We start from the raw sequence: 23,889 nt of genomic DNA on the forward strand, positions 1-23,889 counted from the left end.
AAACCCCGGTGACGCGCTCAGTGATCGCCCGACGCCGCACCCGGCACCGCATCCGGCGGCCACGCTCAGCGCCGCACCCGCCGCCGCACCTGTCACCGCCCTCAGCACCGCACCCGGCACCGCGCTCAGCGCCGCGTGACGCTCCGTACGCTCGCCACGGTGAGGATGCCGAGGACGACGAGCGCGGCCGCGGCGCCGATCAGTTCTGCGGTCGTGTGCATGGGACCTCCCGTGGAGCGGCGACTGCGGCCGGGTTAGTCATATAGGCATGGAACTCCCGCGACCTGCGGAATCCGGGCCCCGAGCCCTGGCGGATTCACCCGGAGGACGGAGACCGTAAAGGACCCCGTATGGATCTGGGTGGCGCGTGCGCCGCCCTTCGCCCCACGGCTTACGATCCACTGTTGTGTCCAAACTGACCGACGTGCCCAAACGGATCCTCATCGGGCGCGCACTGCGCAGCGACCGGCTCGGGGAAACGCTTCTGCCCAAGCGCGTCGCGCTCCCCGTCTTCGCCTCCGACCCACTGTCCTCCGTGGCGTACGCCCCCGGCGAGGTCCTGCTGGTCCTCTCCGTCGCGGGTCTGTCGGCGTACCACTTCAGCCCCTGGATCACCGTGGCGGTCGTCGTGCTGATGTTCACCGTGGTCGCCAGCTACCGGCAGAACGTCCGTGAGTACCCGAGCGGCGGCGGCGACTACGAGGTGGCCACCACCAACCTCGGTCCCAAGGCCGGTCTGACCGTGGCCAGCGCCCTGCTCGTCGACTACGTCCTGACCGTCGCCGTGTCGATCTCCGCCGGCATCGAGAACCTGGGCTCGGCGGTCCCGTTCGTCGTCGAGAACAAGGTGGCCTGCGCGATCGGCGTGATCGTGCTGCTGACGCTGATGAACCTGCGGGGGGTCAGGGAGTCGGGCACACTCTTCGCGATCCCCACCTACGTCTTCGTCACCGGCGTCTTTCTCATGATCGCGTGGGGGAGCTTCCGCGCGGTCGTGCTCGGCGACGACATGCGGGCACCGACCGCGGACTTCGAGATCAAACCCGAGCACCCCGGACTCGCCGGCTTCGCCCTGGTCTTCCTGCTCCTGCGCGCCTTCTCCTCCGGCTGCGCGGCGCTCACCGGAGTCGAGGCGATCTCCAACGGCGTCCCCGCCTTCCGCCGGCCCAAGTCGCGCAACGCGGCGACCACGCTCGCCATGATGGGCCTGCTCGCCGTCACCATGTTCTGCGGCATCATCGCGCTGGCCACCGCCACCCACGTCCGCATGGCCGAGAACCCGGCCGAGGACCTGACCCACGACGGCGCCCCGCTCGGCCCGGACTACGTCCAGGACCCGGTGATCTCCCAGGTCGCCGAGGCGGTCTTCGGTCACGGCAGCATCCTGTTCATGATCCTCGCCGCCGCCACCGCGCTGGTGCTGTTCCTCGCCGCGAACACCGCCTACAACGGCTTCCCGCTGCTCGGCTCGATCCTGGCCCAGGACCGCTACCTCCCCCGCCAACTGCACACGCGCGGCGACCGCCTCGCCTTCTCCAACGGCATCGTGCTGCTCGCGGGCGCCGCGATCCTGCTGGTGTGGATCTACGGCGCCGACTCCACGCGGCTGATCCAGCTCTACATCGTCGGCGTGTTCGTGTCCTTCACCCTCAGCCAGACCGGCATGGTCCGGCACTGGAACCGGCTGCTGGCCACCGAGAGGAACCAGGGCAAACGCCGCCGCATGGTCCGCTCCCGGGCCATCAACGCCTTCGGCGCCTTCTTCACCGGCCTGGTCCTGGTCGTCGTACTCGTCACCAAGTTCACCCACGGCGCCTGGGTCGCGCTGCTCGGGATGTGCATCTTCTACGCGACGATGACGGCGATCCACAGGCACTACGACCGGGTCGCCGAGGAGATCGCGGCGCCGGACACTCCGACCGACGACAGCGTACGGCCGTCCCGGGTCCACTCCGTCGTCCTGATCTCCAAGATCCACCGCCCCGCCCTGCGCGCGCTCGCCTACGCCCGGCTCATGCGCTCCGACACCCTGGAGGCGCTCAGCGTCAACGTGGACCCGGACGAGACCAGGGAACTGCGCGAGGAATGGGAACGGCGCGGCATCGACGTACCGCTCAAGGTGCTCGACTCGCCGTACCGGGAGGTCACGCGGCCCGTCATCGAGTACGTCAAGAGTCTGCGCAACGAGGCACCGCGCGCCGTCGTGTCCGTGATCATCCCCGAGTACGTGGTCGGCCACTGGTACGAGCACCTGCTGCACAACCAGAGCGCGCTGCGCCTGAAGGGCCGGCTGCTGTTCAGCCCGGGTGTGATGGTGACCTCGGTGCCCTACCAGCTGGAATCGTCCGAGGCCGCCAAACTGCGGGCCCGCAGGCGGCAGGACTGGGCCGCGCCCGGCTCCGTGCGCCGGGGACCGAAGGAGCGGGCGAAGGACTCCTCCCCGCACACGTAGACTGGTGGGCTGTTGTTGTCCCGGGCCCTGAGGGCCCGCCCGTTCCCGATGTTGTGGAGTCACCCCGCCATGCAGGCAGAACCGAGGAAATCACTGGTGGGGGAGGAGTACGAGGTCGAGATCGGCCCCGTCGCCCACGGCGGCCACTGCATCGCCCGTACCTCCGAGGGCCAGGTCCTCTTCGTCCGGCACGCTCTGCCCGGCGAACGGGTCGTCGCCCAGGTCACCGAGGGCGAGGAGGGGGCCCGCTTCCTCCGCGCGGACGCGGTGCGCGTCCTGGACGCCTCCAAGGACCGCATCGACGCCCCCTGCCCCTTCGCCGGCCCCGGCCGCTGCGGCGGCTGCGACTGGCAGCACGCCAAGCCCGGCGCCCAGCGGCGCCTCAAGGGCGAGGTCGTCGCCGAGCAGCTCCAGCACCTCGCCGGGCTGACGCCCGAGGAGGCCGGCTGGGACGGCACCGTGATGCCGGCCGAGGGCGACAAGGTCCCGGCCGGACAGGTCCCGGCGTGGCGCACCCGCGTGCAGTACGCCGTCACCGCCGACGGCCGCGCGGGACTGCGCCGGCACCGCTCGCACGAGGTCGAGCCGATCGACCACTGCATGATCGCCGCGGAGGGTGTCAGCGAGCTGGGCATCGAGAAGCGGGACTGGACGGGCATGGACTCCGTCGAGGCGATCGCCGCGACCGGCTCCCAGGACCGCCAGGTCGTCCTCACCCCCAAGCCCGGCGCACGCCTTCCGCTGGTCGAACTCGACCGCCCCGTCTCCGTCATGCGCATCGACGAGCGCTCCGGCCAGCTCCACCGGGTCCACGGCCGCCCCTTCGTCCGTGAACGCGCGGACGGACGCACGCACCGTGTCGCCGGCGGCGGGTTCTGGCAGGTCCACCCGCAGGCCGCCGACACCCTGGTCACCGCGGTCATGCAGGGCCTGCTGCCCCGCAAGGGCGACATGGCCCTCGACCTCTACTGCGGCGTCGGCCTCTTCGCGGGCGCCCTGGCCGACCGGGTCGGCGAGGCGGGCGCGGTCCTCGGTATCGAGTCCGGCAAGCGCGCGGTGGAGGACGCCCGCCACAACCTGGCGGAGTTCCCCCGCGTCCGCATCGAGCAGGGCAAGGTCGAGTCGGTCCTGCCCCGCACGGGCATCGACGAGGTCGACCTCATCGTCCTCGACCCGCCCCGAGCGGGCGCCGGCCGCAAGACGGTGGGACACCTGTCCTCCCTGGGCGCCCGCCGCATCGCCTACGTCGCCTGCGACCCGGCGGCACTGGCCCGCGACCTGGCGTACTTCCGCGACGGCGGCTACCGCGTGCGGACACTCCGGGTGTTCGACCTGTTCCCGATGACGCATCACGTGGAGTGCGTTGCCATCCTCGAACCGGTCGCAAAGGGCGCCTGACCTGCGGTTTTGCGCGTGCGTATTATGTGTGGCGTGGGTGTTACGGGCGATATCTTGACGCCGAAATGACGCTCATTTGACGCTCGTTCTGATGGGGTGTCAGGTGTGTATCGAGTAGGTCAGGTGGCGTCAAAGCTGCGAGTAACGCTGTGACGTTGAGGGCTCGTGACGCTCAATGTGGGTAACTGTTTACGACTGCGGGTGACCTGCGGGTGACCTGCGGTGACGTGGTGCGGGGCAGTGGCGGCGGCCGGTAGATTGATCTTGTGACCGCCGCCCCTCCGCCGCCCTCCTACGAGGAGCTGGCCTCGTTGGTGGCGGTCCAGGCAGCGATGATCGAGCGGCTTGAGGCGTGGATCGTCGAGCAGGACGCCGAGATTGCGGAGTTGAAGCGCAGGCTGGCCGCGAACTCGACGAACTCCTCCCGGCCGCCGTCCAGTGACGGGCTGGCCAAGAAGCCCACGCCGAAGTCGCTGCGCAAGGCGACAGGGCGCAAGCCGGGCCGGGCGAAGGGCGATCCCGGGGGCCGGCTGGAGCAGGTCACCGACCCGGACCGCATAGTTGATCACCACCCCGAGGCGTGCGGCGGCTGCGGTAACGATCTGCCCAACGCGGTCAGTTCGGGCTTCAGGGCCCGGCAGGTCTTCGATCTGCCCGAGATCACACCGGAGGTGACCGAGCACCGGTTACACCAGACGGTGTGCGGCTGCGGACACACCACCACGGCGACGGCCCCGGACCTGGTCACGGCAGCCGTCGTGTACGGACCCGGCGTGCGGGCGGCGATCGCCTACCTGTCGGCCTACCAGCACCTGCCGGCCAAGCGCCTGGCCGAGGCCATGGCGTCCCTGTTCAACCTGCCGATCTCCACCGGCACCGTCCTGTCCGTACTGGCCCGTGCCCACGACGGCCTCGGGGACTTCGAGACGCAGGTCAAGGCCCATCTGGCCGCCGCTCCGGTCGCGCACGCGGATGAGTGCGGGGTGCGGGTGGCCGGCCGTCTGCACTGGCTGCACGTGATGTGCACCCATCTGGTCACCTTCTACGGCATCCACGCCCAGCGCGGCCGGGTGGCGATGGACGACTTCGCGATCCTGCCCGCCTTCACCGACGCCCTGGCCTCCTACACGATCTACGGCGATACCCGGGCCCTGTGCGGCGCGCACGTTCAGCGCGAGTTGATCGCCGTCACCGAGGATGCCCGCCGCGATCCGGCCTGGGCGAAGGCCATGATCGACGTGCTCATCGAGGCCAAGGACGCGGTCGCCGAGGTGGCGGCCGCCGGACAGTCCGCCCTCGCTCCCCACACCCTCACCGGCTTCCAGGACCGCTACGGCAGGCGGTGTTGTGCGGCATCGCCGCCGACCCGCACCCCGGCAAGGGGCCGAAATCCAAGGCCAGAGCCCTCGCGGAGCGGCTGCGTGACCGCACCGCCGAGTACCAGCGGTACATGACCGACTTCGCGGTCCCGTTCGACAACAACGCCGCCGAGCGTGACCTGCGGATGGTCAAGGCGCAACAGAAGATCTCCGGATCCTGGCGGACCCTGACCGGCGCGAGGCGATTCGCCCGGATCCGCTCCTACATCTCCACCGTCCGTAACACGGCATCAACCCGCTCACCGCCCTGCGCGACCTCTTCGCCGGACGGCCATGGATGCTGCCCGCGACCAACTGAAAGCCCTGAACAGTTACCGAGGTACAGCCTGTAAAGACGAACGTCAGCAAAGCGAGCTCAGCAGCGAGCCCCTCATCGGGGCGGACAGGATCGGACACCCCGTCACCCTACCGATTACCCGACGCTGTGAGCGCACCGGCCACACCCGGCTGAATAGCTACGTCTCAGCAGCTCACGATCTCATACAGGAACACAGTACGGCGCCGACCGGCAACGCCTGGGCCGCCGACAGGGCATCGCCGAGGTCATGAGGAGCGAGTCCACCCGGACCGGGAAAGCCCGAGACATCGCCGAGAAGCTCGCTACCACCGACCCGAAGACGATCAAGACAATCGGCACCCAGCTGGGCAAACGGGCCCGCCTTGGACTACTGCAACGCATCGGCTACGGCGCCTACAAGATGGCCCTCCGCGGGGACTTGCCGTCCCCCACGAACCCTTGACTTCGCGGCATTGCACGATCAAGGGGAAGCTTCAACGGCTCCCTTGCCCGCCTTTCGGGGCACGACCCGGACCCGCGGGACGCGGCGGCTCCACCCGAACGCGAGCCGATGACCGGCGGCCCTGACCAGGAGAAGGCCGGTCGCCGTCGCGGTGACAGCCGCCACCGCGCCGGCCGCCCCGAGGCCGAGCCTGGCGCCGAACGTGTCGGTGACCAGGCCGACCACCGGAGCGCCCAGAGGCGCGCCGCCGAGGAGGACCATCATGTACAGCGCCGTGACCCGGCCTCGGAATGTCGGGGCGGTCGAAGTCTGCATGGTGGCGTTGGTGGTGACGTTGACGACCATGGCGAACAGGCCCATGGGGACCAGGAGCAGCGCGAAGCTCCACAGGGTCGGTGCCACGGCGGCCACGGTCCCCAGTGCGCCGAAGGCCAGCGCGGCGAGGAAGGGCAGCCTTCGTCGTGCTCTCTCATGTCGGGCGGCGAGCAGCGCGCCCGCCAGGGAGCCCGTCGCGACCAGGGTGTTGAAGAGGCTGTAGGCGCCCGCACCGGCATGGAAGACGTCATCGGCGAAGGCGGAGAGGTGGACGGGAAAGTTGAGGGCGAAGGTCCCGAAGAAGCCGACCAGGACGATGGGCCAGACCAGGTCGGGGCGGCCGGCGACGTAACGCAGACCCTCGCGCAGCTGTCCCTTTCCGTTCGGGGCGCGCTCGACCGGGTGCAGTTCGCGGCGCCGCATCAGCATCATGCAGGCCAGGGGCGCGGCGAAGGACACGCCGTTGAGGAGGAACGCCCAACCCGTGCCGACGCCCGTGATCAGCAGACCCGCGACGGCGGGACCGATCAGCCGGGCGGACTGGAAGTTGGCGGAGTTGAGGCCCACGGCGTTCCGCAGCAGTTCCGGGCCGACCAGTTCGGAGAGGAAGGACTGGCGGGCGGGGTTGTCGAGCACGGTCGCGAGGCCCACGGCGAACGCGGCGGTGTACACATGCCAGACATGGACCCGGCCGGTCAGGGTGAGAACGGCGAGCGCGAGCGCGGTGAGGGCCATGGCCACCTGGGTGGCGACGAGTATGGGGCGCTTGGGCAGGCGGTCGACGAGTACGCCGCCGTACAGGCCGAAGAGCAGCAGGGGCAGGAACTGCAGTGCGGTGGTGACACCGACGGCGGTCGACGAGCCGGTGAGACCGAGGACCAGCCAGTCCTGGGCGATGCGTTGCATCCAGGTGCCGTTGTTGGAGACGACCTGGCCGAGGAAGAAGAGGCGGTAGTTCCTCACCTTCAGCGCGGACAGCAGCGGGGCTCTGGGCGAGAGGCGGCCGTGCGGATCGCGGGTGTCGGATGTGGGGGCGGAACCGGTTCCGGGTTCCGTACTCAATCGGGTTCGCCTCCTGGTCGTCGTCCGACGGGGGCCGACAGGGCTTCCGCCTCGGTGCGCGGCTCCGGCGCCACCGAGGACACCGACGGTGTCCGCACTCGAACGGGGGCCGACAGCGGCAGGGCCCACCCGTCGGCTGTTGGGTGTCGGCCCGTCATGCCGCGTCGTGCGAGGTCACCGGACGCGTATGCGGTTGCGGTGGTGAAGAGCCGCGGGTCCGGTCACGGCGAGGAGACGCGGCCCGGGGACATCGCGGGCGCCGAGGTCGAGTCGCGGACCACCAGGGTGGGCCGGTGCAGGATGGACTGACCGGTCTCACCGCCGTCACCGTCCATGACCTGGCGCAACCTGGCGAACGCGGTGGCCGCCATCTCCTCCACCGGCTGCCGCACCGTAGTGAGCGCGGGCATGGCCATGCCCGCGAGCATGATGTCGTCGTAGCCGGTGACGGAGACGTCGCTGCCGACCACCAGGCCCGCCTCCCTGGCGCCCGCGACGACGCCGAGCGCGCACATGTCGTTGATGGCGACGATCGCGGTCGGGGGGCGGGGTGCCGAGAGGATCTCCAGCGCGGCGACACGTCCGAGTTCGGCGGCGTCCCGGTCGTCGAAGTCCACCGTGTCGGCTCCCGACCACACGATGCCGGCCGACCGGGGGAGGCCCGCGGCGTCGAGGGCCTGCCGGAACCCGCTGTAGCGCTCGGCCCGGTTGACACTCCCGATCGAGCCCGACACGAAGGCCAGGCGCGTGTGCCCCAGGGCCAGCAGGTGCTCCGTCGCCAGGCGCATGCCGAGAACGTTGTCGGTCCCGATGTTCACCGCGCGGTGCGGATCGCCGGGCTGGGCGGTGCGGTCGAAGGCCACGAGGCCCAGTCCGGCCTCGACGGTGGGCTTCACATGGTCGAGTGAGGGAAGGGACGAGCACAGGACGACCCCGCCGATGCCGTCGCCCCAGAGCTCCTCCACGTAGCGACGCTCCCGTTCCGGGTCTCGCTCGCTGTTGCACAGGAGCATGTAGAAGCCCTCTGCCAGCGCCGCCGCTTCGAGATGCCGGGCGAACGTGCCCCAGAACGGGTTGGCCACCGACGGCACGATGAGGCCGAGCATCTGGATCCGGCCGGTGCGCAGCTGCTGGGCGGCGCGGTTGGGGCGGTAGCCGAGGCGCCGGATCGCCGACTCCACCCGGGACCGTGTCTCGGGCAGCATCTTGCCGGTCCGGCCGTTGAGCAGGTTGGAGACCGTGCTCGGGGAGACCCCCGCTTCCTGTGCCACCTGGTAGATCGTTACCCCGGCCACTGACCCTCTCCTGTGAATCGGACACCAAATGTTTCCGCTCTGTTGACAGCCCGTACTGCCGTTCCTAGTCTCGTGCATCGAAACACCAGTAAATCGATGCACTAATCAAAACGCAAGTTCGTCACCTGCTCAGCACGTACCTCTCAGCCGGGAGTCTCCTATGCGCCCACGTACGTCGCCCCTCTCCAGAAGAAGACTCCTCGGACTGGGTGCCGCCACCGCGGCAGGCGCCGCACTGTCCGCCTGCGGCGGTCCCGCACCCCAGAAGGAGGGCGGCGGTGACGCCTCCCTGCGGCTGCTCACCCCGATCTTCGACCGGGCGGACGGGCAGAAGCTGCTCACCTCGCTGCTCACCGACTTCAAGAAGGATCACCCGGGCGTCAGTGTCCAGGTGGACTACACGGAGTACGGGAAGCTCAACGAGAAGCTCGCCACATCGATCGTGGGGGGACAGCCCTACGACGTCATGCTGATGGGTGTCGGCTGGATCCCGCCCTTCGTCGAGAAGGGTGTGCTCGCCGATCTCGGGACGAGTCAGTCAGAGCTGGAGCGCCTGTACAACCCGCGTGTGGTGCAGCCCGGGATCTACGAGGGCAAGACGTACGCCCGCCCCATCCTGCTCGACACCCGCATGGGTATCTACCGCAAGGACATCCTGGCCGAGGCGGGGATCGACGCGCCGCCGAAGGACCTGACCGAGCTGAAGGAGATGGGCAAGGAACTGACCGTCCGCAAGGGCGGCAAGCTGACGCGGGCCGGCGTGGACATCCTCAGCAACGACCTGCGCCAGACCTACCTTCCCGTCATGTGGGCGCACGGCGCCGACCTGTTCGCCGACGGCAAGCCCGTCTTCGACTCGGACGAGGCCGTGGACGCCCTCCAGTGGATGGTCGACATCATCCGCACGGAGAAGATCGAGGACTACGGCTTCACCCAGAAGGGGGCGGTCGTCGCTCCCCTCGTCCAGGGCCGGGCGGCGATGATGGTCGGGCACAACGACATGTGGCGGCAGGTGTCCGAGAGCGCGCCGGAGCTCATCGCCGAGGACAAGATCGCCGGCTTCATGCTGAACCAGCAGCGTCCGGCGCTGTTCCAGGGCGGCACGCTGGCCACTCTGTCGGCCAAGACGCGGTATCCCGAGCAGGCCAAGGCCCTGGTGGAGTTCCTGTCGGGGGAGAAGGTGTCGCCGCAGGCGGCCGAGCAGCGCGGCAACATTCCCGCGGTCCTCAGCGCGGCGGACTCCGAATACGTGAGGAGCAACAAGCTCGTCTCGTTCGCGGTGAACAACCTGGACCACGCCTTCTCCGAGGGCGGCGTGCCGACCTGGCTGGAGATCCGGGAGGAGTTCAAGCCGGCTCTGGAGAGCGCCCTGCTCGGCAAGTCCAGTCCGGCCGACGCCCTGCGGGGACTGGCCGAGAAGGCCGAGGCCATCATCGCCAAGGGGGCGTGACCCTCGTGCCCAGTCATCCGGCCGCAGAAACGACAAGTCGGCGTCCTTCCGCAGTGCATCGATCTACCAGATCGCCGACGTCGATGCCGCGCAGCGAACGGCCTGGGCGTAAAAGGAAGTTCGGACACGAACGACGCCGGGTGGCCCTCCTCCTGCTGGCTCCCTCGGTCATCCATCTCGTGTGGTGGATCGGCCTCCCGGTCCTGGCCACCTTCGCCCTGGCGTTCACCGACTACGACATCCTCGCGGGCACGGTCACCTTCAACGGTCTGGACAACTTCCAGGAGATCTTCGGCGACCCGACCTGGAACTCGTCCATCTGGCACACCGTCGTCTTCACCTTCTTCACCGTGCCGGTGGCCATGGCGATCGCGGTCGTCCTGGCGCTCCTGCTCAACGTGAAGATGCGAGGGTCGGCCTGGTACCGGACGGCGGTCTTCATGCCGCATGTCACCGCGACCGTGGCGATCGCCCTGGTGTGGATGTGGATGTTCGAACCCCGGCTCGGCGTCGTGAACACCATGCTCGGCTGGGTCGGCATCGACGGGCCGGTCTGGCTGGCCGACCCCGACTGGGCGCTCACCGCCGTGATCGTGGTGAGCATCTGGAAGGGCATCGGCATCAAGATGCTCATCTACCTGGCCGCGCTGCAGGCCATGCCTAACGACGTGTACGAGGCGGCGAGGATCGACGGCGCCTCACAGGTGCGGCAGTTCTTCTCCATCACCCTGCCGCTGCTGAAACCGGCGACGTTCTTCGTCCTGGTGGTGTCGATCATCGACTCCTTCCAGGCGTTCGACCAGCTGTACGTGCTGACGCCCGACGGAGGGCCCGGCAACTCGACGACGGTCATGACGTACGAGATCTACCGCACGGCGTTCAAGGAGTTCAACATGGGCGCGGCCTGCGCGCAGAGCGTGGTGCTGTTCGCCTTCCTGCTGGTGCTCATGCTGATCAGCCGACGTCTCACCGGAAAGGAAGACGATGTCCGCTGAGAAGCTCGCCGCCGCCGGCGCCGCCACCGCGGTGCCTCCGCGCACAGGCAGACCGCTGCTGACCCGGCGACTGCGGCGCGTGGCACTGCACCTGGTGCTCGCCACCGTGTCGCTGGTGATGGCCATCCCCTTTCTGTGGATGATCGTCACCTCGCTCAAGACCGACCCCGACCTGGCCTCCTACCCCCCGGGGCTGCTGCCCCGGATCTGGGACTGGGACAACTACCCCGAGGCCCTCGAGTACGCCCCCTTCGGTACCTACTTCCGCAACAGCCTGTTCATCTCGATCGGGCACACCGCGCTCAACCTGGCGCTGGCCTCCATGGCCGGATACGCGCTGGCCCGTATCCCGTTCCGGGGCAGCACCGTGATCTTCATGGGCGTCCTGGCCACGATGATGATTCCGACGTACACCAAGATCGTGCCCCAGTACCTGATCGCCAAGGGCATCCCGTTCTTCGGCGGTAACGACTACCTGGGCAGGGGCGGCCACGGCTGGCTCGACTCGTGGTGGGGTCTCATCATTCCCGGCGCGCTCACTCCTTTCGCCATCTTCCTCTTCCGGCAGTTCTACCTCTCGCTGCCACGCGAACTGGAGGAGGCCGCCCGCATCGACGGCATGGGGGAGTTCGGCATCTACGCACGGGTGATGACACCCCTGGTCAAGCCGGCCATCGCCACCGTCGGCCTGCTCACCTTCGAGAGCAGCTGGAACAACTTCCTCTGGCCGCTGATCATCACGACCGACACCGACCTGCGCGTCATCCAGGTGGGACTGTCCGCCTTCCAGCAGGCCGACCAGAACGCCTGGGCCTACATGATGGCCGGCACGACGCTCGCCACCGTCCCGATGGTGGCGCTGTTCCTGCTCGCCCAGCGGTACTTCGTGCAGGGCTTCGCCAACTCCGGCATCAAATAGCCCTGTCGTCCCGTCCCGACATACCAGATCCGACATATCAGATCCGACATATCAACCGGAGAACTCCTCATGCCTTTTGACCTCACGGGGCGCCGTGCGCTCGTCACCGGCGCCGGGCACGGCATCGGCGCGGCCGTCGCGCTCGGCCTGGCCCGGGCGGGCGCCGACGTGATCGTTCACCACGGTCACTCCGCCGATGCGGCTCAGCGCGTCGTGGCCGACATCAGTGCGCTCGGACGCAAGTCCACCGCCGTCGCCGCGGACGTCACGGACTCCACCGCCGTCGAGCGCCTGGTCGACGAGAGCGTCACCTTCCTCGGCGGCCTCGACATCGTCGTCGCCAACGCCGGGCATCTCGTCGGTCGGGTCCCCGTCTCCGACATGACCGACGAACACTTCCGCAGCGTGATCGACGTCAACCTCGTCTCCGCCTTCCGGACGTGCCGGGCCGCCCTGCCTCACGTGCGGGAAGCCGGGCGCGCGGGACGGATCATCCTCATGGCCTCACAGGCGGCTCACGACGGCGGCGGCCCCGGCGCGACCGCCTACGCGGCGGCCAAGGCCGGAGTGATCGGCTTCGCCAAGGGGCTGGCCAAGGAGATCGGCGGTGCCGGGGTCACGGTCAACGCCCTCGCTCCCGGATACATCGGCGAGACCGCCTTCCACGGCACGTTCACCGCGCCCGAGGCCCGGCGCGGCATCGTCGAGAAGCTGCCGATCGGCCGGGCGGGCACCGTGGAGGACGTCGCGGGCACCGCCGTCTACCTGGCCTCCGACGAGGCCGGATACGTCACCGGTGCCACCTTCGACATCGGTGGCGGCGCATGGCCGCGCTGACCGTTCCGCAGGAGCCCGGCGGGTGGTGGCACGCCTACGTCTGCCCGGCACACGCCGTGGAACTCGACCACGGCGACCTGCTCGGCGGCGCCTTCCCCGCCGGCGGTGCCGCCTGCCGCTACGGCTGCCGCCTGGACACCGACGCCATTCGGGGCGCGTGGACCGTTCTGGCGCACCAGGAGATCGCCCGGTACCTGCGGCACCTGTCCGCCGGCCCGCCCGACGAACGCCACGAGGCCGTGGCGGTGCTGCGCCAGTACGCGGAGCTCTACGCCGGCCTGCCGGTGACACACGCGGGCGGTGACGACTGGATGCTGCGCGGACGGCTTTTCCACCAGGCGCTGACCGAGGCCATCTGGGCGGTCAACATCGCCCACGCGGCACGCACGCTGGCGGCGGACCCGGAAGGCCCCGGACTGGACGAGCTCGTCCCCTTCCTCGAATCGCTCCGGGAAGCGGCCGGAGCAGCGCGGGGCGAGCTCCTGAGGAAGGGAGAGGCCCGTTCGAACTACACCGCCTGGCTGGCCGCCGCAGAGATCTCCTGCCGCTGTGCCGCCGATCTGATCGCCGGAGAGGAACCCGACGCGATCGGCCTCGCGCAGGAGTACGGACTGGCCGCCCACATGCGGACAGCGGTCCACCGGGACGGCTGGGAGTGGGAGGCAAGCACCTACTACCACCTGTTCGTCCTGCACGCCTACCTGCTCGCGCTGCGCGGCGCCCGCCTGGAGCAACTGCCCGACGACATCGCGGCAGTACTGGGCGCCATGGTCTCGGCGCTTGCGGGCGTCGCCGCTCCGGACGGCACCCTGCCGGCCCTGCACGACGGCCCCTACCGGCGCGAGGCACAGGCGGCCGAGATCAGAGAGGTGGCCGCGCTCGCGGCCCAACTGTTCGCGGGCGCACCGCTGAAGGCCGTCGCCCAGGCTGCCGAACGCGACTCGGCCGCCCCACTCCCCGCGGACCTCGACGGGTGGTTCGCCGGCGTCCCGCTCCCCACGACGTCACCGCGGCACACCTTCCCCGACGCCGGATTCGCGGTCTTCCGGTCCGCGGGCGTCCACGCCCTGCTGGACGCCGGACCGCACGGCGGAGGACACGGGCACCAGGATAAACTGTCGCTCTACCTGTACGCGGACGACGGCACTGCCTGGCAGCCGGACCCCGGCCAGGTCCCGTACGCCCACCGGAAACTGCGCGCGTACTACGCGAGTACGGCGGCCCACCCCACCTTCCGCGTCGACGAGACGGAACAGCGACCCTGCGACGCCGTCCTCGACGGCGACACCGGCCGGTGTGAGCAGGCGTACGACGGAGTCACGGCGACACGCCGCGTCGTCACCGACCGGCGTTACCTGCTCGACATCCTCGTCATCGAGGCGGCCACCGAGCGCCGGCTCACCGCCCAGCTGCGTCCGGGCACCGACCTCGACGTCGTGGCCAAGGGGCCCGACCGGGCCCGCACGGTCTGGGGCGACGGCGAGTCCGCCATCCTGACGGGTTGCCACGCCTCGCGTCCGCAGGCGGAGTTCACCGTCGTCGCCCATCCCGGTCCCGCGGATGATCCGGCGCGGAGCCGGCAGGGTGTCGACTGGTCCCTCACCAGCCGGCGCGCCGTGTTCGTCTCCGTCTACCAGTCCGCCGAGACCGCGCCCCCGGTCCGCCGGGTGAGCCTGTCCGAACGGACCGTCCACATCGACCTGGCCGACGGCACCGTCGCCACCCATCCCATCGGAGCGTGAGAACGCATGCTGCTTCTCGAGGGACGACTCGACTCACTGCGCGGCGAGCTGAACGGCACGCACGCCGCCCAGTGGCGGAGACTGCACGAGCAGTGCGACTGGTACCGCCGCCAGAACCCGCCCACGGAGCACCCCGAGGCGAGCATCACCTACTTCGGCCCCGCCGCCGCGAACCTGGCGCTCGCCTACCGGCTCACCGGTCAGCGCGGGTATCTGGAAGAGGCGTGGCGCTGGATCTCCACCTGCGTGGCCTTCCCCCACTGGGGCCGCGCCCACATGCCCGACCACGACTTGGACGCGGGCTGGCTGCTGCACGGCCTCTCCCTCGCGTACTCCTGGCTGGGGGAGGACCTGGAGCCGGAGCGGCGTGAGATCCTGCGCGCCAAGCTGGAACTCCAGGGCGAGCGGCTGTACTCCTTCGCCGAGGAGACTGCGGGCCGCTGGTGGTCGAGCGCGTACTGGCAGAACCACAACTGGATCTGCTGGACCGGTGTCGCCACCGCGGGCTACGCGCTGGGACGCTCCGAGTGGAGCAAGGCCGCCCGGGCCAACCTGGAGACCGTCCTCAGGATGCTCCCCGAGGACGGGTCGGACTCGGAAGGCGTCGTCTACTGGCGGTACGGAGTGCCGTGGCTCGCCATCCACACCGACCTCGTCCAGCACCAGGAGCGGTCCGATCTGTGGTCGGTCGGCGGTTTCCTGCGCAACACCACGCGCTGGCGCCTGCACCAGAGCGCGCCAGGCTTCGAGGAGAACATCGACCACGGCGACTGCCACGACCGGCGCAGCGGCCACAGCGTCGCCCTCTACTACCGCCTGGCCTCCGCCTACCAGGACGGCACGGCGCAGTGGCTGGGGAACCTCGTCGCGGAGCGTCACTTCTGGCGCGAGGCGTACGAGTCGGGTGTACGTCCCGGTGTCATGCCCGAAGCCTTCCTCGAACTGCTCTGGTACGACCCGCGGGTGACACCCGCGGCACCGGACCGGGAGCCCGGCACCGCGTACTTCCCGGATCTGGGGCAGATCACCGCGCGCACCGGCTGGGACAGCGCCGCGACCTGCGTCAGCTTCAAGGCCGCACCCGGTGGCGGCCACCGCGCCTGGGACGAAGGGCACCGGCTGAAGGCCGCGGGCGGCTGGGACGCCATGAGCGCGGGCCACCACCACCCCGACGCCGGCGCCTTCGTCCTCCACTCGCACGGCGCCTTCCTCGCGGTGGACGAGGGCTACAGCAACCACAAGCGGGCAGCTCACCACAACCTGGTCCTGGTCGACGGAGAGGGCTGGGCGGACGAGGGCCGCTACCACGTGTACGAGGGGATACCCGAGGAGCGCCGGGCGCGTGTGCGTGACGTGCTCGCCCAGGACGGATTCGCCCACGCCACGGCGGAGTCCGCGGCGATGTTCTCCGAACGGCTGGGTGTACAGCGCGTCGACCGCACGCTGGTGGTGACGCCTCTGGGGCGCGTGGTCATCCTGGACGAGCTTGAGGCCGAGGGACCGCGCGAGTGGACGTATCTGCTGCACTCCGACTGGCCCACGACACAACTGGACCCCGACGGCTGGCGACTGGAGTCCGGGCCGGCGAGCGCACGGCTCACCCGGCTGCTGCCCACGGACGCGACGGCCACGCGTCACCGCACTGAGGTGGAGGCGAACCCGACCTCCAGCACCCCCAGTCTCAAGGTCAGCAAAGCCATGCACACCCTGCGTCTCACCACACCCAGGGCCCGCACGGCCACCTTCCTGACCGTCCTCGACAGCACGGGTTCGCTGGATCCGCGGCCGGACCCGGCCGTACTCCTGGCCTCGGACCAGGGCCACGCGGTGTCCGTCGGCCAGGGGGACGAGAAGGAACTGGTCCTCCTCGCTCCCCGCGCGCGGGTCATCGAGACGGGCCGGGTGAGCGCCGACGCGGCGGCGATCGTCCTCTCCGGCACACGCGTCGCCGCCGTACGGGCACGCCGCGTCGACATCGACGGCGCCGTGGCGCTCCGGTCCGACGAGCCGTTCACCGGCGTACTGCCCACCGAGACCACCGGCGCGTAGGGAGCACACCATGAAGGGCTGGGAGCGAGGTGCACTGCGCGCCATGGAGTTCGTCGCACAGCCGGCACTCGCGGGAGCGGCGTTCTGCCTGCTGGCACTCGGCGTCGTCACCTGGCTCCCGGCCCTGGCCGCCGCGGCGATCGCGTTGCAGGACTGGCGCCGGGACGGCGGTGGCCGACCGTTCACCGGGACTCTGCGTGCCTTTCCGCGCTGCTGGCGCACCCTGTGGAAGGACGCACTCGCAGCCAGCTCGCTGATCGCCGTCCTGGCGACGAACTGCCTCTTCCTGCTGGGCCGGGGAAGTGCGACCGCATGGGTCCTGCTCCCCGTCCAGTTCGCTCTGCTGGCCGCCCTGGCGGTCTACGCGCTGTCGCTCGCCGCCGCAGCCGCGGTCGGCACCGACGACGGGTTCCGCCGCCGCGCGGCCGTCCTCGCCTTCGCCTCGCCGCGACGCGGCATGGTTCTGCTACTGGCCCTGCTGCTGGTGCCGCCGGCGATGCTGCCCGTTCCCCTCGGCCCCCTGCTGCTCGGGCCCACCGTTCCCCTCCTCCTGGCCCTGTCCCTGTACGCACCCCTGAACCCGAGGAAACCAGCATGAGACTCATCCGGTACATCGCTTCTGCGGCCGCCCTCTTAGCCGTCACAGGGACGTCCGCGCCCGTGGCATCCGCCACCGAGCCCCGGGGCGGACACGACATCTACGTCTCACCGCGCGGCAGCGACACCAACCCCGGGACCCGGCAGGCTCCCTTCGCAGGTATCCAGCGGGCCCTGGACGTGGCCGGCCCCGGATCGACCGTGCACCTGGCACCGGGACGCTACCTGCAGGACTTCGTCAGCCGGAGTCCCGGCGTCACCCTCACCGGGCCCCCGTCCGCCGTGGTCCAGGGATCCGGTGAGGGCCGGGCCGTCGGGGAGATCCAGCACGACCGCGTCCGGCTGACAGGTTTCACCATCGACGGTCTGGTCGGCGACGCCACCGAGAAGTCCGCCTACCGCAAGAAGCTGCTGTATGTCATGGGCCTGACACCAGGAGACGGTGTCGACGGCCTGCGCATCACCCGTATGACCTTCCGCAACGCCGGCGAGGAGTGCGTACGGCTGCGCTACCTCGTCACCGGTGCCGAGGTCGCCCACAACCGGATCACCGGATGCGGGGTATGGGACTTCCGCTTCGCCGACGGCGGCAAGGTCGGGGAGGGCATCTACCTCGGCACGGCCCCCGAGCAGCAAGGGCTCTACGGCGCCCCGGACGACCGGCCGGACGTCAGCCGGGACAACTGGATCCACCACAACAGGATCGACACCCAGGGCAACGAGTGCGTGGACATCAAGGAGAACTCCACCGCGAACCTCGTCGAACGCAACGACTGCACGGGCCAGCGCGACCCCAACTCCGCGGGCCTGGACGCACGCGGCAGCGGCAACACGTTCCGCGCCAACCGCTCGTACGGCAACGCCGGCGCCGGAGTCCGGGTCGGCGGCGACACCCCCACGGACGGCACCGGCAACACCATCGAGGGCAACGTCCTCCTCTCCAACGCTGCGGGGGGCATCAAGTTCGAGGCCACCCCGCAGGGCCGGGTGTGCGGAAACACCCTGGCCGGCAACACCGGCGGCGACGCGACGGGCACGTACGGCAACGAGTACGAACCGTCGCGTCCCTGCTGACCGCAGAAGAAGACACCCGACACACCAGACAGTAAGGAAGCAGCAGACATGAGCCGCACCCGCAAGCGCACTCTCGCCACCACCGGCGTGGCCGCACTCTCCGCCCTGGCCGCCCTGACCCTCCCGCTCACCACCGCCGGCACCGCCACCGCGGCCGCCCCCTGCGACTACCCCGCCCAGCAGCTCAACCTGACCAACTGGAAGGTCACCCTGCCGACCGGCTCCAGCGGCTCGCCCACCGAGGTCAAGCAGCCCGCTCTCGCGACCTTCTCGTCCAGCCCCTGGTTCACCGTGAACTCCACGTGCACCGGCGTCCAGTTCCGGTCGGCGGTCAACGCCGTCACGACACCCAACTCCAGCTACGGGCGCGCCGAGCTGCGCGAGATGACCGACAACGGAACCGAGAACGCCTCCTGGTCGGCGACGTCCGGCACCCACACCATGACCTTCCGGGAGGCGTTCAACAAGCTGCCCAACGACAAGCCGCACGTGGTCGGCGCGCAGATCCACGACGGCGACGACGACGTCACCGTCTTCCGTCTGGAAGGCACCAGCCTCTACATCACCAAGGGCGACACCACCCACCACAAGCTGGTGACCAGCAACTACCAGCTGCACACGGTCTTCGAAGGCAAGTTCGTCGTCAGCGGCGGCCAGATCAAGGTCTACTACAACGGCGTCCTCCAGACCACGATCCCGCACACCGCATCCGGCAACTACTTCAAGGCCGGCGGCTACACCCAGGCCAACTGCGACAACTCCTCCCCGTGCAGCAGCTCCAACTACGGGCAGGTGAGCATGTACAAGCTCCAGGTCACCCACACCTGAGAGACGAGGCGGTGCCGGGCCTCGGACTAGGAGGCCCGGCACCTCCCGGCACAGTACAACGAGCGGAATCAGCATCCCGCGCCGCCCGCCGGCTGCTGGACGCCCCTCCGAGGAGCAGGTGCTCCCGGACGGGCGTCCCCCCCCGGCTGGCGGAGCGGACCTCCTGCCGATCCCCCTCTCCCCGGTGCACACGGCCCGCCATCGCCCGCACGCGGGGCGGTCGCAGAAGCCAAGCATCCACCCCAGAACAGGACATCAAGCGGAATGACCAGTGCCGGCGCCCCGGCGCCCACGCAGCCGGAATGCCAGATCACCACGGAGATCACCTCCCGAGGTCTGATCGCGATCCTGCGCGCCCCCACCGCCGAGCACTTCCCCGCGATCGCCGACACGCTGCTCGGCGCCGGGATCCACGCGATCGAGATCACCCTCACCACTCACGGCGCCCTGCGGTGCATTCGCGAGCTCACTGCCGCCTACGGCCGGGAGGCAGTCATCGGGGCGGGTACGGTCCTGACCGCCGACCAGGCGCAGACCTGCGTCGATGCCGGTGCCCGCTTCCTCGTCTCGCCCGTCGCGGCGCCCGACGTCGTCCGAACGGCTCGCGCCGCCGGCGTGGCAGCCTACCCCGGCGCGCTCACACCCACCGAAGTTCACGCCGCCGGCCGCGCCGGCGCACCCGCCGTGAAACTCTTTCCCGCCTCGGCCGTCTCGCCCCGGTACGTCTCAGACCTGAGCGGTCCGCTTCCCGGCATCCCCCTCATCCCCACCGGCGGCATCTCCCTGACCGACATCCCGGCATGGACCGCGGCCGGGGTCGCCGCAGTGGGCCTGGGCACGCCACTGATCGGCACCGCGGTGAGGGAGGGCGTCGACGACCGCCTCACGGCCCGCTGCCGCCAGGCCCTGGCAGCCGTCTCGGAAGGCAGGGCCGCCCGGTGACACGCTCCCCAGCCACGCTCGCGCAGTGGGCCGACGGCGGTCTGCTCACCTTCGGCGAGACGATGGGCCTGATCACCGCGACCACGATCGGCACCCTTGAGTACGCACGCGACTTCACCTTCGGTATCGGCGGTGCCGAAAGCAACGTGGCCATCGGCGCCGCGCGCCTCGGGGCCCCGGTCACCTGGATCGGCCGGGTGGGGAGCGACGCGGCCGGAGATCTCGTCGTACGCCGCCTCGGAGCGGAAGGCATCCAGACCATGGCGGTCCGGGACGCCTCCTTCACCGGCCTCATGGTCCGCCACCACCGCGCCGCCACCGTGGTCCATGTCGACTACCACCGCGCCGGATCGGCCGGCTCCCGCCTCACCTCATGCGACATCCCGGTCGACGCGGTCCGGAGGGCCGCGATCCTGCATCTCACCGGCATCACTCCGGCCCTCAGCGCCTCCGCCCGCCAGGCAGCTGGGGACGCGGTCGCCGCGGCGAAGGCGAACGGCGTACTCGTGAGCATCGACGTGAACCACCGGAGCAAGCTCTGGGATCCGGACACCGCCCGGCGTGAGCTCCGCCGGTTCGTCGCGGAGGCGGACATCGTCTTCGCCGGGATCGAGGAAGCCCAACTCGTTCTCGATTCGAAGGCGGACGTTCCCGAGTCTCTGGCCGCGGACCTTGCGGCGTCGGGGCCGCGGGAGGCCGTCGTGAAGACCGGCGCCAGGGGATGCACTGCTCACATCGACGGCGCGATCCATGAGGAACCGGCGCTGTCCGTCCCCGTCGTCGACACCGTCGGGGCCGGTGACGCGTTCGTTGCCGGATACCTGGCAGAACGCCTGCGCGGAGCCGGCCCCGTCCAACGGCTCCGAACAGCCTGCGCGATGGGCGCCTACGCCGTGTCCGTCCCCGGCGACTGTGAACTGCTCCCAAATCGCGGTGAACTGGAAACCTTCCTGAGGACCGGGGATGTCCTGCGATGAGCGGGTGCCCGTGAAACCGTGCACCCGCTCGGCTTCCGCCGAGACGATCAGCCCATGAGCCGACGCCCGGTGACTCTGCGCAGGATCGTGTTCACCGACTGGCAGGCGGTCCACTCGTGGGCCGGCCTGCCCGACGCCTGCCGCTTCCAGCCCTGGGGGCCGAACACCAAGGAGCAGACACGCGATTTCGTGAGGGCGGCGGTCGAGTCCTGGACACACCAGCCGCCGCGGAGGCTGGCTCACGTGGCGCGCGTCGGGAACGACGTTGTCGGTATGGGCGTGCTGCACCTCCGCAGTCACACACAGCACCAGGGTGAGATCTCCTACATCGTGCACCCGAGGGTGTGGGGACAGGGCATCGGCACGGAGATCGGGCGCTCGCTGCTCTCGTTGGGCTTCGACCGGTGGGGACTCCACCGGATCCGTGCCACGTGCGACCCCCGGAACCAGGGATCTTCCCGGGTGCTGGAGAAGCTCGGCATGACGTACGAGGGGCACCACCGGCACACGGCGTGGATCCGGGACGGCTGGCGGGACAGCCTGATGTTCAGCATCCTCGAAGAGGAATGGCATGCCGGAACCGGGAGTGGTGTTGACGCAGACGCGGAGGGACCGCCTCCCCCGATGGATCGATTGCCGTGACGCTCGTCTGACGCTCTGGGCGTCCGCATGCCGCACACCGAGCCTAGAAACGGGCTCTGACCTGGTGATTTACCGCCTGCGTCCAGGCCGACCTGTTCCCGATGACGCACCACGTGGAGTGCGTGGCGATTTTGGAGCCGGTCAAGAAGGGCGTCTGACCTGCGGTTTCGTAGTTGACCTCACGGGTTCGACGGGTTCTCGTCCCCGCAACAGGTCGATCCGCCCACATGGCCCCGACCTGTGTGTTTCCTCTGGTCGGGGGCGCCGCGGTGCGCGACGGCGCCGTCTTTTCGGAAATCTTGACGCTCGATTGACGCTCGGATCCCGGCGGATCATGGGGCCGTTCGGGGGAGTGACCGGTGCGAGGCAGGGTCGGCTGTGGCGAGGAGTGCACCTACGGATACCTGCGCATCGGCCACGGACAGTGATATCTCGCTGCTGTGGCCTTGGGCCGGATGACCGGACGTTCTCTTTGAGGGGTCTGCCTGTACGGATCCTGTACAAGTAGACTTGTACACTCTGCGACGTAGCGGATCTGTCCCGATGTGGGGTTTCTCTGATGAACAAGAACCTGCCGCTCAAGCCTGAAGATGTGGTCGACCGGGACCGGGAGTGGGACCTGCTGGCCGAGTTCGTCACGGATCCGGATCCGGCGATGCGTCTGGGCATCGTGTCGGGGCGCAGGCGGCACGGGAAGTCGTATCTCCTGCAGGCGTTGTGCGAGCGGGTGGGCGGCCTCTATGTCACCGCGGTGCGGGAGGAGGGCCGGCTGCCGGCGATCCGGCGGTTCGGCGACGCGGTCGCGGCCCACGCCGGTTTGCAGCCCGGCACGCTGCGGCTGTCCGACTGGCGCGAGGTCCTGACCAACGCCCTTGATGTAACCGTTCGCTCGGGTGCGCCGCTGCTGGTGATCGACGAACTGCCCTATCTGCTCCAGCACTCGCCGGAGATCCCCGGGTTGCTGCAGCAACTCTACGACGAGCGCCAGCGCGGAAGCGGCACCGGCGTCCGCCCCGGCCCGCGGCTGATCCTCTGCGGCTCCGCCATGAGCGTCATGCGCGAACTGCTTTCGGGCACCAAGCCGTTGCGGGGCCGTGCCGTGATCGACCTCCGGCTGGGTGCCTTCGACTACCGGGCCGCACGCGACTTCTGGCGGATCGACGATCCGCTGACCGCCCTGCAGGTCCACGCCGTCCTGGGCGGAGCCCCCGGCTACCGGCCGGTGGCCGCCCGCCCCCACCCGAACGACGGCTTCGCCGCCTGGTTGGCCCGCACGCTCCTGGACCCCGGCCGGGCCGTCTACTCGCGCACAGAGACCGAGTACCTGCTGCGGGAGGACCCACGCATCACCCAGCACACCCTGTACTACGACATCCTCACCGCGATCGCCCAGGGTGCCTCGACCCCGACGAAGATCGGGGCAGCTCTGGAGCGTCAACGCAACGCCGTCACGCACCCGTTGGACGTTCTGGAGTCCACCGGTTACATCCAGCGCGAGCAAGACATTCTGCGCCCGCGCCACCCGGTCATCACGCTCGCCGACCCCGTCATCCGCTTCAACCAACTGATCACGCTGCCGCAGGCCGCCACCGTCGAGCAGGGCTTCGCGGAACAGGCGTGGCAGGCCGCTACGACGACCTTCAACTCCAAGATCCTGGGACCGCACTTCGAGGATCTCGCCCGTACCTTCACCCGCCGCTACGCCCATACCCTCCTTCCCGGCGGCCTGCCGGGCCCCGTCGGCACCACCGAGGTCGCCGACCCGGCGGCCCGCACGAAGCACGAGGTCGACGTGCTCGCCCTCGCCCTGGGTGAGCGTCCGCAGGCGCCGCGCGCCCGGATCGCCCTGATCGGTGAGGCCAAGGCCACCGCCGCCCGCCGCGGCACTGGTGACCTGCAACGCCTCGAGCACATCCGGGGCTTGCTCACCGGCCAGGGCTACGACACCACAGGCGCCACGCTGGCCCTGTTCTCCCTGCACGGTTTCTACCCGGACCTGGTCGAATTGGCGGCCAGACGTGATGATCTCCTCCTGGTCGACCTGCCGGGTCTCTACGGGGGCGGTTGACCTCAGCAGGAATTCTGCCCGTCAAGTCGATGAACGGCGTAGAGGGGAAGAGAGCAGACCCTGACACTGCCTCCGACCAAACCCGTGACGGGAGTACGGGAACGCGCATGAGGGGGACCATGAGCCGG

Annotated in this window: 19 protein-coding genes; 17 read left to right on the forward strand and 2 right to left on the reverse strand. The window is 69.8% G+C overall.

Annotated elements, in window-relative coordinates; genetic code table 11:
- The first annotated feature begins 406 nt into the window (after positions 1–406).
- From B9S61_RS15385 to B9S61_RS15400, 4 genes are all read left to right on the forward strand, one after another.
- Positions 407–2,452, forward strand: coding sequence for an APC family permease (locus B9S61_RS15385; protein WP_103542772.1), 2,046 nt, complete (start codon positions 407–409; stop codon positions 2,450–2,452).
- Between the two features lie 69 nt (positions 2,453–2,521).
- Complete coding sequence (locus B9S61_RS15390) at positions 2,522–3,850, forward strand: class I SAM-dependent RNA methyltransferase (RefSeq protein WP_103542773.1); 1,329 nt, start codon at positions 2,522–2,524, stop codon at positions 3,848–3,850.
- Positions 3,851–4,116: 266 nt separating this feature from the next.
- Positions 4,117–5,304, forward strand: coding sequence for a transposase (locus B9S61_RS15395; RefSeq protein WP_103542774.1), 1,188 nt, complete (start codon positions 4,117–4,119; stop codon positions 5,302–5,304).
- The gene (locus B9S61_RS15400) at positions 5,193–5,561 is read left to right on the forward strand and encodes a transposase (RefSeq protein WP_374936213.1); all 369 of its coding nucleotides are present in this window, start codon (positions 5,193–5,195) and stop codon (positions 5,559–5,561) included. Before B9S61_RS15395 ends, B9S61_RS15400 begins: the two co-directional genes overlap by 112 nt.
- A gap of 426 nt (positions 5,562–5,987) precedes the next feature.
- Here B9S61_RS15400 and B9S61_RS15410 read toward each other — a convergent pair whose 3' ends face one another.
- Positions 5,988–7,346: an MFS transporter gene (locus B9S61_RS15410; RefSeq protein WP_308457769.1), complete on the reverse strand. Its 1,359-nt coding sequence runs from the start codon at positions 7,344–7,346 to the stop codon at positions 5,988–5,990.
- Positions 7,347–7,567: 221 nt separating this feature from the next.
- The gene (locus B9S61_RS15415) at positions 7,568–8,641 is read right to left on the reverse strand and encodes a LacI family DNA-binding transcriptional regulator (protein WP_103542777.1); all 1,074 of its coding nucleotides are present in this window, start codon (positions 8,639–8,641) and stop codon (positions 7,568–7,570) included.
- 160 nt (positions 8,642–8,801) lie between these two features.
- Here B9S61_RS15415 and B9S61_RS15420 point away from each other — a divergent pair, with 160 nt between their 5' ends.
- The 13 genes from B9S61_RS15420 to B9S61_RS15480 all read left to right on the forward strand — a co-directional run bounded on the left by B9S61_RS15420 (position 8,802) and on the right by B9S61_RS15480 (position 23,761).
- On the forward strand, positions 8,802–10,091 hold the full coding sequence (locus tag B9S61_RS15420; RefSeq protein ID WP_103542778.1) for an ABC transporter substrate-binding protein: 1,290 nt from the start codon (positions 8,802–8,804) through the stop codon (positions 10,089–10,091).
- A 140-nt stretch (positions 10,092–10,231) separates the two neighbouring features.
- On the forward strand, positions 10,232–11,086 hold the full coding sequence (locus tag B9S61_RS15425; protein WP_258039667.1) for a carbohydrate ABC transporter permease: 855 nt from the start codon (positions 10,232–10,234) through the stop codon (positions 11,084–11,086).
- On the forward strand, positions 11,076–12,005 hold the full coding sequence (locus B9S61_RS15430; RefSeq protein ID WP_258039668.1) for a carbohydrate ABC transporter permease: 930 nt from the start codon (positions 11,076–11,078) through the stop codon (positions 12,003–12,005). Before B9S61_RS15425 ends, B9S61_RS15430 begins: the two co-directional genes overlap by 11 nt.
- Positions 12,006–12,074: 69 nt before the next feature.
- Complete coding sequence (locus B9S61_RS15435) at positions 12,075–12,842, forward strand: SDR family NAD(P)-dependent oxidoreductase (protein ID WP_103542779.1); 768 nt, start codon at positions 12,075–12,077, stop codon at positions 12,840–12,842.
- Positions 12,830–14,584: a heparinase II/III family protein gene (locus B9S61_RS15440; RefSeq protein ID WP_258039669.1), complete on the forward strand. Its 1,755-nt coding sequence runs from the start codon at positions 12,830–12,832 to the stop codon at positions 14,582–14,584. The genes B9S61_RS15435 and B9S61_RS15440 overlap by 13 nt, the downstream gene beginning before the upstream one ends.
- A gap of 6 nt (positions 14,585–14,590) precedes the next feature.
- Positions 14,591–16,633 (forward strand): heparinase II/III family protein, encoded by a 2,043-nt coding sequence (locus B9S61_RS15445; protein WP_103542780.1) that lies wholly within the window; start codon positions 14,591–14,593, stop codon positions 16,631–16,633.
- A 10-nt stretch (positions 16,634–16,643) separates the two neighbouring features.
- A complete protein-coding gene (locus B9S61_RS15450; protein ID WP_103542781.1) occupies positions 16,644–17,231 on the forward strand; it encodes a hypothetical protein in 588 nt (195 codons plus the stop codon).
- A gap of 62 nt (positions 17,232–17,293) precedes the next feature.
- On the forward strand, positions 17,294–18,304 hold the full coding sequence (locus B9S61_RS15455) for a nitrous oxide reductase family maturation protein NosD (protein ID WP_258039670.1): 1,011 nt from the start codon (positions 17,294–17,296) through the stop codon (positions 18,302–18,304).
- Positions 18,305–18,352: 48 nt separating this feature from the next.
- Positions 18,353–19,132: a polysaccharide lyase family 7 protein gene (locus B9S61_RS15460; RefSeq protein ID WP_103542783.1), complete on the forward strand. Its 780-nt coding sequence runs from the start codon at positions 18,353–18,355 to the stop codon at positions 19,130–19,132.
- A gap of 264 nt (positions 19,133–19,396) precedes the next feature.
- A complete protein-coding gene (locus B9S61_RS15465) occupies positions 19,397–20,074 on the forward strand; it encodes a bifunctional 4-hydroxy-2-oxoglutarate aldolase/2-dehydro-3-deoxy-phosphogluconate aldolase (RefSeq protein WP_103542784.1) in 678 nt (225 codons plus the stop codon).
- The gene (locus tag B9S61_RS15470; protein ID WP_103542785.1) at positions 20,071–21,051 is read left to right on the forward strand and encodes a sugar kinase; all 981 of its coding nucleotides are present in this window, start codon (positions 20,071–20,073) and stop codon (positions 21,049–21,051) included. The genes B9S61_RS15465 and B9S61_RS15470 overlap by 4 nt, the downstream gene beginning before the upstream one ends.
- A gap of 54 nt (positions 21,052–21,105) precedes the next feature.
- Complete coding sequence (locus B9S61_RS15475) at positions 21,106–21,693, forward strand: GNAT family N-acetyltransferase (protein ID WP_103542796.1); 588 nt, start codon at positions 21,106–21,108, stop codon at positions 21,691–21,693.
- A gap of 559 nt (positions 21,694–22,252) precedes the next feature.
- Positions 22,253–23,761, forward strand: a complete 1,509-nt coding sequence (locus B9S61_RS15480) for an ATP-binding protein (protein ID WP_103542786.1) — start codon at positions 22,253–22,255, stop codon at positions 23,759–23,761.
- Positions 23,762–23,889: the final 128 nt, after the last annotated feature.

The sequence above is a fragment of the Streptomyces sp. SM1 genome (assembly GCF_002910825.1).
GTDB classification, from domain to species: Bacteria; Actinomycetota; Actinomycetes; order Streptomycetales; family Streptomycetaceae; genus Streptomyces; species Streptomyces okerensis.

What these genes read in the sequence shown, in the direction of transcription:
- B9S61_RS15390 (WP_103542773.1), top strand. Translation starts at nt 2,522, where the DNA reads ATGCAGGCAGAACCGAGGAAATCACTGGTGGGGGAGGAGTACGAGGTC.
- B9S61_RS15420 (WP_103542778.1), top strand. Translation starts at nt 8,802, where the DNA reads ATGCGCCCACGTACGTCGCCCCTCTCCAGAAGAAGACTCCTCGGACTG.
- B9S61_RS15430 (WP_258039668.1), top strand. Translation starts at nt 11,076, where the DNA reads ATGTCCGCTGAGAAGCTCGCCGCCGCCGGCGCCGCCACCGCGGTGCCT.
- B9S61_RS15435 (WP_103542779.1), top strand. Translation starts at nt 12,075, where the DNA reads ATGCCTTTTGACCTCACGGGGCGCCGTGCGCTCGTCACCGGCGCCGGG.
- B9S61_RS15440 (WP_258039669.1), top strand. Translation starts at nt 12,830, where the DNA reads ATGGCCGCGCTGACCGTTCCGCAGGAGCCCGGCGGGTGGTGGCACGCC.
- B9S61_RS15445 (WP_103542780.1), top strand. Translation starts at nt 14,591, where the DNA reads ATGCTGCTTCTCGAGGGACGACTCGACTCACTGCGCGGCGAGCTGAAC.
- B9S61_RS15450 (WP_103542781.1), top strand. Translation starts at nt 16,644, where the DNA reads ATGAAGGGCTGGGAGCGAGGTGCACTGCGCGCCATGGAGTTCGTCGCA.
- B9S61_RS15460 (WP_103542783.1), top strand. Translation starts at nt 18,353, where the DNA reads ATGAGCCGCACCCGCAAGCGCACTCTCGCCACCACCGGCGTGGCCGCA.
- B9S61_RS15465 (WP_103542784.1), top strand. Translation starts at nt 19,397, where the DNA reads ATGACCAGTGCCGGCGCCCCGGCGCCCACGCAGCCGGAATGCCAGATC.
- B9S61_RS15475 (WP_103542796.1), top strand. Translation starts at nt 21,106, where the DNA reads ATGAGCCGACGCCCGGTGACTCTGCGCAGGATCGTGTTCACCGACTGG.
- B9S61_RS15480 (WP_103542786.1), top strand. Translation starts at nt 22,253, where the DNA reads ATGAACAAGAACCTGCCGCTCAAGCCTGAAGATGTGGTCGACCGGGAC.